Source organism: Candidatus Nomurabacteria bacterium, assembly GCA_020632075.1.
In the GTDB taxonomy this organism is placed as follows: Bacteria; Patescibacteriota; Minisyncoccia; order Phycocordibacterales; family UBA918; genus OLB19.
In genome coordinates, this window is sequence record JACKGH010000002.1 from 44,003 (window position 1) to 58,029 (window position 14,027).

General features: G+C 48.7%; 15 protein-coding genes. 2 read left to right on the forward strand and 13 right to left on the reverse strand.

Annotation, left to right across the window (positions count from 1 at the left end):
* Window positions 1-9: 9 nt before the first annotated feature.
* The 6 genes from H6786_05255 to H6786_05280 all read right to left on the reverse strand — a co-directional run bounded on the left by H6786_05255 (window position 10) and on the right by H6786_05280 (window position 5,644).
* Entirely contained in the window at window positions 10-1,263 is a 1,254-nt protein-coding gene (locus H6786_05255) for a magnesium transporter (GenBank protein ID MCB9816772.1), read from the reverse strand.
* Between the two features lie 107 nt (window positions 1,264-1,370).
* Entirely contained in the window at window positions 1,371-2,156 is a 786-nt protein-coding gene (locus tag H6786_05260; GenBank protein MCB9816773.1) for a SurA N-terminal domain-containing protein, read from the reverse strand.
* A gap of 179 nt (window positions 2,157-2,335) precedes the next feature.
* On the reverse strand, window positions 2,336-3,097 hold the full coding sequence (gene rlmB / locus H6786_05265; protein MCB9816774.1) for a 23S rRNA (guanosine(2251)-2'-O)-methyltransferase RlmB: 762 nt from the start codon (window positions 3,095-3,097) through the stop codon (window positions 2,336-2,338).
* A 133-nt stretch (window positions 3,098-3,230) separates the two neighbouring features.
* Window positions 3,231-3,602 (reverse strand): hypothetical protein, encoded by a 372-nt coding sequence (locus H6786_05270; protein MCB9816775.1) that lies wholly within the window; start codon window positions 3,600-3,602, stop codon window positions 3,231-3,233.
* Window positions 3,603-3,679: 77 nt separating this feature from the next.
* A complete protein-coding gene (locus tag H6786_05275; protein ID MCB9816776.1) occupies window positions 3,680-5,068 on the reverse strand; it encodes a phosphomannomutase/phosphoglucomutase in 1,389 nt (462 codons plus the stop codon).
* An 84-nt stretch (window positions 5,069-5,152) separates the two neighbouring features.
* Complete coding sequence (locus tag H6786_05280; protein ID MCB9816777.1) at window positions 5,153-5,644, reverse strand: hypothetical protein; 492 nt, start codon at window positions 5,642-5,644, stop codon at window positions 5,153-5,155.
* Window positions 5,645-5,920: 276 nt separating this feature from the next.
* On the opposite strand from H6786_05280, the gene H6786_05285 reads away from it, so the two are divergent.
* Window positions 5,921-7,204 carry a DEAD/DEAH box helicase gene (locus H6786_05285; GenBank protein ID MCB9816778.1) on the forward strand — a complete coding sequence of 428 codons (1,284 nt, stop codon included), beginning with the start codon at window positions 5,921-5,923 and terminating at the stop codon, window positions 7,202-7,204.
* A 148-nt stretch (window positions 7,205-7,352) separates the two neighbouring features.
* On the opposite strand, the gene H6786_05290 is transcribed toward H6786_05285, so the two are convergent.
* The 5 genes from H6786_05290 to H6786_05310 form a co-directional block, all read right to left on the reverse strand.
* The gene (locus H6786_05290; protein MCB9816779.1) at window positions 7,353-8,870 is read right to left on the reverse strand and encodes a LamG domain-containing protein; all 1,518 of its coding nucleotides are present in this window, start codon (window positions 8,868-8,870) and stop codon (window positions 7,353-7,355) included.
* A gap of 48 nt (window positions 8,871-8,918) precedes the next feature.
* Window positions 8,919-9,407 (reverse strand): peptide-methionine (S)-S-oxide reductase MsrA, encoded by a 489-nt coding sequence (msrA, locus tag H6786_05295; GenBank protein MCB9816780.1) that lies wholly within the window; start codon window positions 9,405-9,407, stop codon window positions 8,919-8,921.
* Window positions 9,408-9,563: 156 nt separating this feature from the next.
* Window positions 9,564-9,839 (reverse strand): hypothetical protein, encoded by a 276-nt coding sequence (locus H6786_05300; protein ID MCB9816781.1) that lies wholly within the window; start codon window positions 9,837-9,839, stop codon window positions 9,564-9,566.
* A 67-nt stretch (window positions 9,840-9,906) separates the two neighbouring features.
* Window positions 9,907-10,302, reverse strand: a complete 396-nt coding sequence (locus H6786_05305; GenBank protein ID MCB9816782.1) for a cupin domain-containing protein — start codon at window positions 10,300-10,302, stop codon at window positions 9,907-9,909.
* 186 nt (window positions 10,303-10,488) lie between these two features.
* Window positions 10,489-11,463 (reverse strand): D-glycerate dehydrogenase, encoded by a 975-nt coding sequence (locus H6786_05310; protein MCB9816783.1) that lies wholly within the window; start codon window positions 11,461-11,463, stop codon window positions 10,489-10,491.
* Between the two features lie 38 nt (window positions 11,464-11,501).
* On the opposite strand from H6786_05310, the gene H6786_05315 reads away from it, so the two are divergent.
* Window positions 11,502-12,308 carry a hypothetical protein gene (locus H6786_05315; GenBank protein MCB9816784.1) on the forward strand — a complete coding sequence of 269 codons (807 nt, stop codon included), beginning with the start codon at window positions 11,502-11,504 and terminating at the stop codon, window positions 12,306-12,308.
* Here H6786_05315 and H6786_05320 read toward each other — a convergent pair whose 3' ends face one another.
* Entirely contained in the window at window positions 12,309-13,010 is a 702-nt protein-coding gene (locus H6786_05320; GenBank protein MCB9816785.1) for a C39 family peptidase, read from the reverse strand.
* Window positions 13,011-13,064: 54 nt separating this feature from the next.
* On the reverse strand, window positions 13,065-14,003 hold the full coding sequence (locus H6786_05325) for a L,D-transpeptidase family protein (protein MCB9816786.1): 939 nt from the start codon (window positions 14,001-14,003) through the stop codon (window positions 13,065-13,067).
* Between the last annotated feature and the right edge of the window lie 24 nt (window positions 14,004-14,027).

Below are 14,027 nucleotides of genomic sequence, written 5' to 3' on the forward strand. Positions count from 1 at the left end.
TATACCACCTTACACGAGAAAGAGTGTAGCGAACCCAAGTAGCAACAAGAGACTGGTCACATCAGTGACTGTTGATATGAAAATAGTAGAGGTCGCTGCTGGATCTTTGCCTATATGCTTCATCACAAGCGGCACACTCGAACCAGCGATCGCCGCAACGACATGTGCACAAATGAGCGCAGCACCCGCCACGAGACCAAGTTGTGGGTCACCCTTCCACACGGTCGAGATAAGCGCCACGATCGCACCAATAAGAATACCGTTGAGGAGACCAGCCCACAATTCTCTCCAAATGGCCGGCATGGCATTTTGCAAAGAAATCGTACCGAGTGTGATCCCACGCACCATGATCGCAAACGACTGTGTCGAGGCATTACCAGCCATGCCGGCCACGATCGGAATATACACCGACAAAATGGTAAGGGTATCGAGTGTACTTTGAAACACCAACACCACTGAGCCAGCCAAAAAACAAGTTGCTAAGTTTAAGATAAGCCAACGATATCGGTTGTGCACTTTATGCCACACACCATCAAATGGTCGCTCACTGTTGTCGACACCGGCAAAGTCATAGAGTGATTCTGCCGGGAGATTTCCAAAGAGCTGACGCGCTGCGTCAGCGTAGATGATACCAAGTACGCTCGTATCACGATCAAGCACTACCACCTTCTTGCTGTCGGTTGTCACCAGAGTTTCGATCACTTGGTTTATATCTGATTGATACGTGATCGTTTGTACAGGTAATGCTAACTTCCTGAGTAATGTTGAGTTACGCTCACGCACGACTGAAGAGAGTGGCACCTCTCCGAGCAATGTGCCATTATCATGCACCAAGACTTCTGGATATCGCGCTGTTTCATCGTAATGGTCTCCTATGATCTCTGCTGCTTTCCCGACGGTAAGCGAGCCATCTAGAAAGAGATAGTTGAAATTAATGAGCGACAGTGTCGCCTTTGGATGGAAGCGCAGGAAGTACTCCATCTTCTCTTTAATATCACCCTTGAGACGCTCGACGATCTTCTCTCGCCGTTTTGCGTTCGGGATCCGAGTCAACATACGCTCCGCGAGCTGCATATCCATCTGATCGAGCAAGTCTACCACTTCGTAGTTGCGCAACTGCTTTAAGATTGACTGCTGTACGTATGGTGAAAGTTTTTCAAACGCGGCGGCTCGCTCTGGCACGGTCAATTGCCGCAAAGTTTTCATGCGTTCACTTGGACGATAGGTCAGCGCGTGCACATAGTCAGTCTCCTTCTTTGCCATGTGACACCAGTATAGCAAGCGCTCTTGCAAGAACTGCTGAGTTGTACCATGGTAAAAAGCGGCGGCTCCCTTCGGGAGCCGCCGCTTTTTACTTCTCTAGTCCAAAACTACGCTTCTTCGTTGATCTCGATCTCAGCATTCTCTCGCAGTTCAGACACAAATGCCTCAATTACAGACTGCTCTTTCGTAGCTTGCAACTGCGCCTCGATCTGTGGCTGTACTTCCTCGAGTGCCGGAAGACCAGCTTCTTCTCCTCCAGCATTCACATACACCTCATTCACCTCTTCAGGAGTAACAACGATCTCTTGTTCAGACAAGATCGAGTCAAGCAATGCCTGGATGGTCAATTCGTCTTTGATATCACTCTGCAGACGATCAGGATCGATCCCAAGTTCCTCCATTCGCTCTTCGAGCACTTCAGTACCACCAAGCTCTTCAGTGATCGTATTTAGTCGCTCAGTCACTTCTTCATCAGAGATACTGATCCCCTGCTCCTCTGCCGCCTGTTTCAAGAGTTCGGTATTGACCAACACATCAAGTGCCTGACCACGGATCTCTGACTGTGCTTCTTCGCTTGAAGTGTCTACACCCTGTGCTGTCGCAGCCTGACTGAACTGACGAACACTCAGCTCAAGATCTGAATTTATGATCTCTTCTCCGTTTACAGTCGCAACAACCGAGTTGGCTTGCTGGCTTTCAATAATACTTGCAAAGATATTGGTTGAAGAACGACCCTCTTTCTCAAGCTTGTAGAGTACACCTAAGATGATCACTGCCACGATCAAAATCGCTGCAATGATACCGACCGGACTCTTTTTCTCAGTAGAAGCAGTAGTGGCTACGGCCTCCCCGGTAGTCTCGGCTGTAGTTTGCGTTGTTTCGTTTTCACTCATAGTTACAATTCTTTATGTTAAATGTCGCAGCCACCGCAAAAGAGTGAGCAACGTACGTAGGCACAATAGTACCGCAGGATGGTTTAGTTGCAAAGGCGAAATAGCGTGCTTTTCAGACACAGATCAAGTCTTATGCTCAGTCGTTTAGGATACAACCTTCGCAATATCTTCAAAACACGCTATTTCGCCTTTATATCAAGCGCCTCTTGATGCTGTGCGCTCCAGCTGGCGAGGACGATCGCGGTGGCAGCAGCAGCGTTTAGTGATTCACACTGTGGATGAATCGGGATAGAAATAAGGTCATCACAGGTTTCTTTGGTCTTTTCTCGTAAGCCAGAACCTTCGTTGCCAAGCACAAAGACCGATGGTTTGGTGTATTTTTCAGTCACCGTCGAGACCGTACCATCACCCTCAAGACCATACACCCAGAAGCCCATCTCTTTGAGGTCATGAAGTGTGCTGTTTACATTTGAAATGGTCACCAGTGGGATGCGAAACGCCATACCAGCTGATACTTTCACGACCGTGCCGGTGACTGGTGCTTGATTGTGCGGCGGGATGAGCACCCCTTTAATACCAAAAGCTGCTGCCGAGCGGATGACTGCGCCGACATTGTGGGGATCTTGCACCTCGCCAAGCACAAGGAGCGCCGAGTCTGGAGTAGCAGTAAGGGTCTTTTTGAATTCTTTATATGGAGTAGTGAGCTTCTCAGGGAGGATGCCAGCCACAATACCTTGATGCGCCGCTTTTGACGAGACGCCCCGCGGCGGATTTTTCAGGTTGAGAATTTTGAGATTGATGCGCAGCGAATCCACTAGGTCCAAAATTGACCCACTTGAAAAATCCGCCGCCGCGTGCACCTCCACGACCACATCCGGCCGCTTCTTGAGCACTTCGTGGACGGCATGCTTCCCGAAAATATATTCAATCTCTGCTTTCATAATGAGCGCATCGTAGCAGAAGGTTGGACTAAAAGAAAGCTCTCCTTATAGAATGATGTTCGAACTTGTTGTACAAAATGCGAATAAAAGAAACCCGCCGAGAAACGCGCGTTCCTTGGCGGTTGTGCTTACCCTAATACATAGGGATGATAAACCTCTCATCAGGCATGCCTGCTGCACCGACGATGAGAAAATGTGTCCAATCCTTTGCGCGTTCTTCACCATAGAACTCCAAAGGAAAAGCGTCTTTGCTGATAATCTGATAAGGAATCAGATCCACGATCTGCCCACCACTATCACTCGCGAGCTTAAGCATTTCAGGAACTTCATATGGACCCCGGGGGCCAATCTCGCCATCGGGGGCATCCCACAGAAAATCATCCCAGCTTTTGTAGCCCTCCGGCAACCAGCCAACATAACTATCCAGCACTGGATATGATTCTGGCCGGTTACCTAAACGATAGCGCTTCACGTCTTCTGCCATTGTACATCCTCCATTTGTCAAATGCTTATGTACCAAACAAAACAATACGTTACAAATGGCATATTGTCAATTTTTCCACGCGCCGGCAGGATTCAGACTCACGAAACATCCTTCGCCACACTTTTCACAAACTGCACCATCTCCTTCTGCACCCTCAATGCGTCTTTCTTTTTCTTCGATTCAAACATCATCTTGATCGCAAACTCCGTCACACTCGGCTTCACCATCCCCCACACCTCACCAAAGTCGACAAGGTAGCCGTCAAACTTCTTGAGCGACTTTGGTTTGAGTGACTTCAGATACTGTTCAGTCTTCGCCAGCGCCACCTCTTTGCTTTTCACCATCACAATCGTGTCTTCGGTCTGTTCGTACTCAAGATGCGGTGCCATCATCTCACTAAAAGTCTTTCCTCCTTTCTTCGCTTCGGCGTAGGCATCAAGCACCGCCAGCAGCGTGAGCGTCACCGAGTCAGTGTAGAAATAATCCTTAAAGTAGAAATGCCCTGAGTGCTCAGCTGCAAAGAGCACGTCTCTCTTGCGCATACTTTCCTTAATAAACGCGTGTCCCACGCGCATAAGGACCGGCTTGCCACCAGCCTGCTTAACCGCTTCTTCAAAGCTCCGGCTCGTGAGACCAGTGATACCGATCTTCGCTTTTGGCTGACGCTTTAAGAATTGTTCTGCGATCAGTCCACCAATCACCGCGCTATTGATGTAGCGACCGTTTTCATCGAGAAACGCGATGCGATCAGAGTCTCCATCAAACGCCACGCCGAAATCATATTTCTTTTTCTGCAATCGATCGCGGAGTGGCTTCTGATGATCATACAGCGTCGGGTCAGAACCGCGATTTGGGAAGCTGCCATCGAGCTTGCCGAACATCACATCAAACTTAGCTGGGAGCTTCTCCTGAAGGAGCGGCAGCAGTACACTCGCCATACCGTTACCAGCATCGGCAGCGATCTTGATCCCATCGAGTTTCTTGGCTTGATAACCCTTCAGTACAAACTTCTGATACGCTTTGAGCACATTCTTGCTCGTTACCTTGCCGCGCTTTGCAGCGTCAATGAATTTCCCTCGCTCAATCCGCCGACGAATGGCACCGAGACCATACTTCTCGGTGAGCGGGATCGCTTGTGCATGTACGAGCTTGAGACCGTTGTACTGCTTCGGACTGTGTGAGGCGGTGATCATAACACCCGGTAAGTTCATGGTGCCAGAAGCAAAATAGAGTGCTGGTGTATGCACTTGTCCAAGGTCGATCACATCAGCTCCAGAATCGGTCGCACCTTTCACAAAAGCAGCATGAAGTGCTGGTGTCGACAAGCGCATATCTCGGGCTACGAGGACTTTCTTGTATTTAAACTCTTCCACAAACGCACGGGCCACAAAATATACCAACTCATCATCAATTTCAGTTGGATAGATCGCACGGATATCAGCATCCTTAAAGGCTCGTTTGTAGTCTGCTTGTAGTGTCATTGTCATATGCGAGTAGTATACCGTACCCAACATACTAAAAAGCAGGTCCATTTCTGGACCTGCCCATTTGGTGTTGCCTTACATATCCGCCTACGAAAGACGGTGCACGCGGCGGTTAGTGAAGAAGAACTCAAGGAGGGCAGTCGACTTCGCCTGGTCCGGCGAAACGAACAGGTATTGCATCTTGCCCTTCGGTCCGACATGGATATTTCGGTAAGAATCTTTCTTCCCTTTCTTACCGCGACCATCGCCGCGCCCAAGGATGCTAGCAATCGTCTTGTGAGCATTCTTTCCCTCGAAGACCAACACACCGACCGGCACTTCAGCCGTGAGCATGCCGACCACCTCCTCACTCGGACTACCGATAGTCTCGAAGAGACGATTCTGTGAAGACGGAGTGGTGATGTACGCAAAACCACTCTCTACGGTCAGTCTCCGACCACCAGGCATAGTGTCGGCCAGAAACTCGACGTGACTACTCAGACTGTCGAGCTCCGGTGTCCTGGTAAGAATACCCCTGGCATTCACATTCCGCGGATCGACTTTTGCAATGACGAGAACGACCGCTTTTTGACTGTCCATTTAGACCCTCCTTACATAATTGCCTATAGAAATGGCGTTAAAATACAACTTATTCAGAATGAATAATGACATTTTTTTATTAATGTGTCAATATAATCCACCAAACTATTGACAACGACCATGAGTAATGTATTATGTACGCACGCTATTGTATCTCGTGTGGGCGCACTGGCGGCAGCTTGGAATGACAAGAAACCTTCCTGTGACTGTATTTACTACCGCACGCCCTGAAATGACGCGCTATTGCGCGCCCTTTCTATAAAAGAAATTATTTAGATGCCAACTCAAACTACGCGACGGTCAAGCGGCCGGCGCACACACGCTGGTTCAGGACGACCTGGATCATCATTTACTCGTAATCGTCGTGGCAACAACCGACGCCATGGTGGAGTCAGTCGCTCTTCTGCTGGACGAAACCGCAGCGGCAGCCGCTCAGGCGGTGGCCGTAAGCAACCAACGTTCGACCCATCACAATTCATCAACCACAATCCGGTCAATGTGACCGAAGAGGTGTACGTACCAAAGCACAATTTTGGTGATTTTGGGCTGCATCCACGGATCGTTGGTGCGATCAAAGACATGAAGATCGAGTCACCTTCGCCGATCCAGGACCAAGTGATCCCACTTATCCTTGATGGCAATGATGTGATCGGTCTCGCTGAAACCGGTACCGGAAAGACTGCTGCGTTTCTCTTGCCGCTCATCCAAAAGACATTGACGGCGAAGAATCAGCAGACCCTTATCCTCTGCCCTACTCGTGAACTCGCCCTTCAGGTGAAGGCTGAGTTTGTAAAGTTTGGTGGCAACTTCAAGCTCTGGGCGACTTGTCTCGTGGGAGGAACCAATATCAACCCACAGATCCGTTCACTGAAGCGTTTCCAACACTTCATCATTGGTACACCCGGGCGTGTGCTCGACCTTATTGATCGCGGCGACCTCAAGACCGACAAGATCAACAACATCGTCCTCGATGAAGCTGACCGTATGCTCGACATGGGATTCATCCATGACATGCGCAAGATCTTGAGTCACGTGACCAATGATCGACAAACTCTCTTTTTCTCAGCTACCATGACCAAAGAGGCTGAAGCGCTAGTGAATGATTTTATGATCAAGCCAGTCACTGTCTCAGTGAAGAAAAAAGAAACTGCAAACAGCATCAAACAAGACGTGGTGCCGTTTGATCACGCTCATAAGTTCGATACGTTGCTTGCACTCCTTGCAAAGGACGAACTCAAGCGCGTCATCATCTTCGGTGCCATGAAGCATAGTGTAGAAAAGCTCTCTAAGGAGCTTTGCAAGCACGGCATCAAGGCTGAATCGATCCATGGCAACAAGAGTCATGGCCAGCGCCAGAATTCACTCAAGACATTCAAGAGCGGTAATGCTCGTGTGCTCGTCGCCACTGACGTGGCCGCGCGCGGTATTCATGTCGACAATGTGTCACACGTGATCAACTACGATCTCCCGAACACCTTCGAAGACTACGTACACCGTATTGGTCGTACTGGTCGCGGAACCATGCGTGGTGAGGCACTCACTTTTGTGCCAAAGCACTAACTTAAAGAAAAAGCGGCGGCTCCCTTCGGGAGCCGCCGCTTTTCTCTCCCGCAAGCAGTGACCACTGCAACTCAGTGGTGTCCTTGCTCAGGGTATTTGTGCTACGGACAACTTCGCTGCAGTGATCACTGTTTGCTCTACGGAAGATCTACTGCCCCAGCTGATATAGCATTTCCACCTCCTTTGCAGATAGTGCTCGATTGTAAATACGAATATCATCAAGATCACCATCCAGTGCGCCAAATCCGTTGTACAGGCTACCAATAGATACTTCACCCGTAAAACTAGCTGGGTCTGTACTGAGAGTATCGGTTGTTACCGCATCATCAACATAGAATGTAATAGTCCAATTACCCGAACTACCGGTACGAACCGCAGCAAAAAAATGCCAGTCTGTATCAGTGACCACAGTACCAGCAGTTGCGTAACTTGAAACATTATTATTCTGTACCCAATCAAAGGTACCGTCTGTATACCCAAAGAGCAGCTGAAATCTACCCGTTGGCTGCAGTGTGGTTCCACTATGCACAATACCTTGTGTGCTTGTGAGATTGTCGGTCCTTATCCAACCAGCAATACTCATTTCTCCGGAGAGATCCAACTCCGTCGGTAAACCGAGATCAATTGTGTCGTCAGAGCCATCAAAACCCATCGCCTGCCCTAGCTTACCCGGCGTAACAGACCGCGTACTCATCCCACCCTGCGCATCACCATCATTACCATTGCCACTCACATCCTCAATTTCAGCCGTCGAACTACTCCAGTCAACATCCGGTCCATCGAAGGTCCAGTGGCCGACGAGACCGGTTTGGAGAGAGTCAGGACCAGTTAGGGTGGAAGCCACTTTCACCCCTTCATTCATACTGTAAAGCTGTTTGACCTCGGTGAAGGAAAGTGTGTGATTGTAAAAATGAAAATCATCTACTGACCCTTTGAAATAATTACCTGGTGTCCAACGTGAACCGATAGAAAAATAATTAGTTGAGAAGGTGCCACCAAAAGTCTTGTCTTGATACCCAATGTAACTACCATCCACGTATATACGAGCACGGACTTGGGTTCCATTTATCTGTTCTGAAGTAAAGATAACGTGGTGCCAAGCACCATCCGCCGGAACAACTCCGCTTCCTGTTGTGTACGGAGAGCCTGAAAATGGATAAAAGTGCAACCTCTCGGTTGACTGTTCAAAGTATACCAACCACAGACCACACCCCTGCCCTTCAAACAATGCCCCGGTTGAAAAATCACTATCAGCTTTTATCCACAGAGCAGTCGATCGGTCTCTACTACAACTTTCACTGATCGATCCACTCTTTACCTGATTACTACCCTCAAAGTACATAGCCTGGCCTATCACTCCCACGACTGGAGAGGTGGTTGCGCTCATTCCTAAAAGCGCGTTCGCATTATTGCTGTTGCCACTTGCATCTTTGACCTCAGAACCTGTATCGTTCCAATTAACATCTGGTCCGTCGAAGGTGTAGTGAAGTACGAGACTGTCATTGAGAGAGTTGTTGAAAGGTGTGGTGGAGGTTCTTAGTGTTGCAGAGACAAAGTTTTGCAGTGGACCAAGCAGCAGATACACCCCTCCTGCCAACAGCATTAAAATAAGCAAATACTTGCCATAGGAAACGGAGCGCGGATCGAAATCTGCTTGAGTAGACATGGTGGAATTATAGCAGATGGCCGGCGCCCGAAGGGCGCCGGTCATCTGCTACTTCAGGTAACTATCAAAATAGATCGCATGGCAGGTATAACCGCCTGGGTTCTTCTCCAGATAATCCTGATGATACTCTTCAGCCGGCCAGAAGCGCCGCAGCGGCTCGAGGGTGGTCACCACCGGATCAGGCCAGCGCTCTGACTCATTTACAACATTGATCATTTCTTCAGCGATCCTCTTCTCTTCATCATTCGCATAGAAGATCGCCGACCGATATGAAGTGCCACGGTCATTGCCCTGCTGATTGAATGTGGTTGGATTGTGGATCTGGAAGAAGAAATCCAGGAGGTGTTTGTAGTCAATCTTTTCAGGATCGTACTCGATCTCTACCGCCTCGGCATGGCCGGGGTGATGCTCATACGTCGGATTATCATTTTCTCCCCCACAGTACCCCACTTCTGTATTCACCACCCCCGATTGGGTGCGGATTAAGTCTTCGAGTCCCCAAAAGCAGCCTCCGGCCAAAACACTTTTCTTTGTCATACGATCTTCGACTCCTTACAGGAGCTGTACACCTTGTCGCCCGTTTGTTTCCTTACGTCACAAACGTGCTGGCAAGGTCTTGCGAAAGCCTCCCAGGCTTTCTCACCCCCAAAGCGCCCGCCAGCTAACACAGCTTTCCTAGTCATGTTTTTTAATTTAGTCTTGTAAATGCTCTTTGAAGTATTGCTTGATGAGTTCAATATCATCAGTTTCTAGTACGTGCTTATCTGGATTTTGCTGCAGCCAATCCATCGCCGCATCAAATTCAGCTTGGCTGATGCCACTTTCTTCGCCCGGTTCGTAGAGGTCAGCTCGAAACAGTTTTTCGACTTCGTTCCGTTCATCTTCATCGAGTTTGCCGTAGAGACGCTGCATGATCTCGCGCATCTCCTCTGGTCGCACCCGTTTTGGTAGCTTCGTAAAAAATCCCATATGAAGATATTGTACTACAACGAAAACAGCCGGCGCCCCGAAGGGGCGCCGGCTGTTTTCTTATTCACTACTCGGTCGTAGTGCCATCAAAATGTTCTTCGACCGCTTCAACTTTGGTTGCGTGTAGTGTTCCTTCTTTGTGCTCCGGCGGTGTGTAGATCGTGTACAACTTGAGCAACTCACTGTCTGAAGTGTTGATCACGTTATGATTCGCTCCTGACGGCACGATCACCGAGTCGCCATCACCCACTTCATACTCAGATTCATTTACGATCACTTTTCCGACCCCTTCCTCAAAGCGGAAGAACTGGTCATGGCCATCGTGCACTTCAGCACCGATCTCTTCACCTGGCTGCAGGGTCATGAGTACGAGCTGCATCTTCTCGCCGGTATACAACACCTTTCGGAAGTTGGTGTTTTCAGTTGTTAAATCTTCAATATTTCCAAAATATCCTTTTTTCATAGTTTCGATATTACCTGAATTGTTGAGCTAGTTATTCTGAGCGTCCGCGGGGACTCAGTGCTACACCGAGTTTGTGAACATCGGAGCGTGTGAAGAATGACTAGCTCAACAATTAGCTACACTGATAAACAGTCAAGACAACTGTCTCACACCTCTAGTACTCGTGCAAGCAAACGATTCTTTCAGTTACTTTGGCAACACTGGGTTTGGCACATCGTGACCAAGGAAGAATTCATTGATGTTGTATGCCACCAGCTCAGACATCTTACCGCGCGTCTCTTCACTGGCTGATGCGATATGTGGCGTCAGTACGACATTATCGAGCTTCGCAAGACCCGGTGCGAGCTTTGGTTCATCCTCAAATACATCAAGTCCAGCACCGCGGATCACCTTAGCCTTGAGTGCCTTCACGAGCGCTTTTTCGTCCACCACCGGACCGCGCGAGGTGTTGATCAGGTATGCAGACGACTTCATCATCGCGAGTCGTTCAGCATTGATCAGGTGCTTGGTTGCTGGCAAGAGTGGCACATGGACTGATACCACATCAGCCACCTGCAGTAGTTCATCGAGGGATTCATAATACTCACACGCCACATCGGCTTCGAGTGCTTCTGAGCGTGCAATGTCGTAGTACTTCACCTTCATACCAAAACCATTCGCGAGGCGCTTCGCCACTCCCGAACCGATCCGACCAGCACCCACGATTCCAAGCGTCTTACCCATCAAGTCGCTACCAAGGAGCAGCTCCGGCGCCCAACCTTTGTACTTCCCAGCGCGTGTAAATTTGTCTGCTTCAGGAATGCGCTTGGCGAGCGATAAGATCAATGAAACTGCGTATTCAGCCACCGTGTCAGTGAGTACCCCTGGTGTGTTGGTGATCGTGATACCAGCTTCAGTGAGACCTTTTACATCAATATTATTGAAACCAACGGCGTAGTTAGCCACGATCTTCGCCTGCGGCGCGGCCGACAGTATATCCATATTGATGGTATCAGTGAGCAACGAGACCACACCATCGTACGGCCGCGCCGCAAGTGCCTTTTTGAGTTCTGTTTCGGTAAGAACTCCATCCTTTTCACTGACCACCACTTCGTGACCACCGTCACGCATCCAATCCAAACCGATGTCAGGAATTTTTCGAGTAACAAAGATCAACGCCATATGCTAATAGAACATTACCAATATGCACATATAGTAGCATGTCAGGAAGTCATAAGAACCCAACTGCGCACAATCCACATTCCTCTGCCCAAAGTATCGACACAAGCGCGTATGATACATATATAAGCAACACCAACATGACATACAAATCACTCACTATTACACATTGGATCGCACTCGGCCTCGCAGTTGTCGGTATCGTTTTCGTCAGTCTGTATTTCACCAAAGCTGAAGCAGTCTACAACCGCAGCGTCGGAACCTTATCAATAAATAAATTCTTCCCAGCAGCTGAAGAAGAATCAGTAACACTTTCATTTAGTGGTGTTATTGGTCTTGAAAGCATCGCTGATTTTTCAGGCTGGACACTACAAAACGCAGACGGGGGTTTCGTATACGACCTATCACAAGTGTATCTATCAAATACAGAACCAATTAAGCTTTGCGCAGAAACCTCAGCTGATCCAAACTGTAACTATCACTGGACCGGCGACGATGTCTTTAACAATGACGGTGATTCACTACGCGTTCTCGCTCATGACGGCACCACCATTGCTACCCTTAGCTACGACAGTACGAGCGCATTTCCTCTTAACGGTAGCGGCGACTATATCGCGACTGTCTACTCAACTGGCGACAAGATCACTGTTTGTGACACCCATAAAAACGGCACCATCCGAAAACGAAACCTAAATATCAAACAACTCATTCACGATCAAGAAGACGATGTTGCAGCAGGTGCAGATATCATTCCGCCATTTGTTTACGAGAACAATAAAAAACTCGGATATCATCCCGGAGTGAATTGGCCCGCTGGTGCCGAAATCCTCGCAAATGACTGCCAATAATTAACCGATCGGTCTGATCTCAATATAGCGCTGCTTCCAGGCCCGTTTGAATTTATCGACGGTGAGCGAACCGCCCCCCGTGGGCTCAGCCGGATCGTTGTAGTACACGAGTCCGTCTTGCACTGCTGTCACCACTACTAGATGTGGGATCGGATTTGTTGGTTCAAAAGTGTAGTGGACAGACGCCAAGACTGGACCTTCACGAACCACGTCAGCAAATGACGCAAACGCTTCTGCTACACTGAGCCCTGCCAGACTAACACTTGAACCAGCGAGTCCGTACGGTCGAGCTAAGTCAATGAGTCCCGCGTGGGTCCAACCCGCATCAGAAAGAAATGATCCGGCTGCGATCCCTTTTGCTAAAAGTACATCAGGCACCGGCGTCAATTCAGAATAGTAATCAATAACCATCGCGACACTTGCTATCCCGCATGAGACCTTTTTCCATTCTGGAGCAGTGATGTCTGTAAATTGTGAATAAAATGGCACCTCAGGAACTGGTGTGACTGGTTCTGTAATTGAAACTTCTGCAATTGTCTCAACCGGCGGCACCTCAGCTACTTGAAGCGGCTGCACACCAACTGTCATGTATGAGCCGATCAGCTCCGCCGGTGGAACTTCAGGCACAGACACAAAAACAGCTGCGCCATACAATGCGCCAGCTAATGCTACCAAAAGAACGGATATTCTTTCTGATCTCAAAACAGCGCCAGTGTAGCGCGACCTAAAATATAGACACAAGCAACTTACTATTGCTTAATCTTTTACGATCACCGTTGTACCCAATTCAGCCCAGTTATACAGCGTATGTGCAGTGTCTGGCGGAAGATTGACACAGCCATGAGAATATTGTGAACCAAAACTATTGTGCCAATACGCTCCATGGATCACTGCCCCACCCTCAGTAAAATACAAATTCCAAGGTACTCCGGGCAGATCATATACTTGTTGATCGATCAGATTTGGAAGCGGACCCTGCATGTAGCGACTTGGCGTTTTTTTGTAGATCGTAAAAGTCCCTCGCGGTGTCGGAGTAAGTTCCAATCCGGTTGAAATATTAGCTTCCATGAACAATTCACTCCCCTCAAACGCATAGAGTTTTTGCTCTGATCGATCGACTGTGATCACTTTCTGCGTACTCGTTGAGTAGTCATGTTCCCAGATGGTCTTATCACCCTCATCAAGCAAGACCTTTACGTAGTCAGCTGAAATGTACCAATCTCCCTGCAACCGTTCTGGATAGCGCAACCATTCGTCGAAGACGATCTTGTACCAGGTCGAACTCGCATGTTCGACCATACCACCCACCTTGAGCACTACCCCATTACGGACACTTGCCACAACTGGATACTCCGGACCAGGACCAGAACGTACCCGCAAGCACTCACCTTCAAAATGAGGACCACAACTGTCGAGCACTTCGACATATTCAAAGAGCACCCGTTCGATCGGTAATAATACTGGTGCCGCATCTGTCGAGGTAGCTTCGATGACCACCACTTCTTCTGATCCTAAAAATGGCGAATCAGGAGCAGCAAAGTCATCTAAATAGACGATCGGTGATGTAGAACTGTTCGTATCAGTCTGTGACGACCCCCAAAAACCACCTACCTTGAATAACACAGCAAGCAGAAAGAGTACCAATACTGAAAGTATGAAAATAGTTCGATTCGCCTGTCGTTCAGAAAGCGGCATACTTGTAAGTATACGGCACTGTCT

Excerpts from the sequence above, each read along its gene's own strand:
- H6786_05305 (MCB9816782.1), bottom strand. The coding sequence starts at position 10,302 with ATGAAAAAAGGATATTTTGGAAATATTGAAGATTTAACAACTGAAAAC.
- H6786_05310 (MCB9816783.1), bottom strand. The coding sequence starts at position 11,463 with ATGGCGTTGATCTTTGTTACTCGAAAAATTCCTGACATCGGTTTGGAT.
- H6786_05255 (MCB9816772.1), bottom strand. The coding sequence starts at position 1,263 with ATGGCAAAGAAGGAGACTGACTATGTGCACGCGCTGACCTATCGTCCA.
- H6786_05285 (MCB9816778.1), top strand. The coding sequence starts at position 5,921 with ATGCCAACTCAAACTACGCGACGGTCAAGCGGCCGGCGCACACACGCT.
- H6786_05260 (MCB9816773.1), bottom strand. The coding sequence starts at position 2,156 with ATGAGTGAAAACGAAACAACGCAAACTACAGCCGAGACTACCGGGGAG.
- H6786_05315 (MCB9816784.1), top strand. The coding sequence starts at position 11,502 with ATGTCAGGAAGTCATAAGAACCCAACTGCGCACAATCCACATTCCTCT.
- H6786_05275 (MCB9816776.1), bottom strand. The coding sequence starts at position 5,068 with ATGACAATGACACTACAAGCAGACTACAAACGAGCCTTTAAGGATGCT.
- H6786_05325 (MCB9816786.1), bottom strand. The coding sequence starts at position 14,003 with ATGCCGCTTTCTGAACGACAGGCGAATCGAACTATTTTCATACTTTCA.
- H6786_05300 (MCB9816781.1), bottom strand. The coding sequence starts at position 9,839 with ATGGGATTTTTTACGAAGCTACCAAAACGGGTGCGACCAGAGGAGATG.
- H6786_05290 (MCB9816779.1), bottom strand. The coding sequence starts at position 8,870 with ATGTCTACTCAAGCAGATTTCGATCCGCGCTCCGTTTCCTATGGCAAG.
- rlmB (MCB9816774.1), bottom strand. The coding sequence starts at position 3,097 with ATGAAAGCAGAGATTGAATATATTTTCGGGAAGCATGCCGTCCACGAA.
- H6786_05280 (MCB9816777.1), bottom strand. The coding sequence starts at position 5,644 with ATGGACAGTCAAAAAGCGGTCGTTCTCGTCATTGCAAAAGTCGATCCG.
- msrA (MCB9816780.1), bottom strand. The coding sequence starts at position 9,407 with ATGACAAAGAAAAGTGTTTTGGCCGGAGGCTGCTTTTGGGGACTCGAA.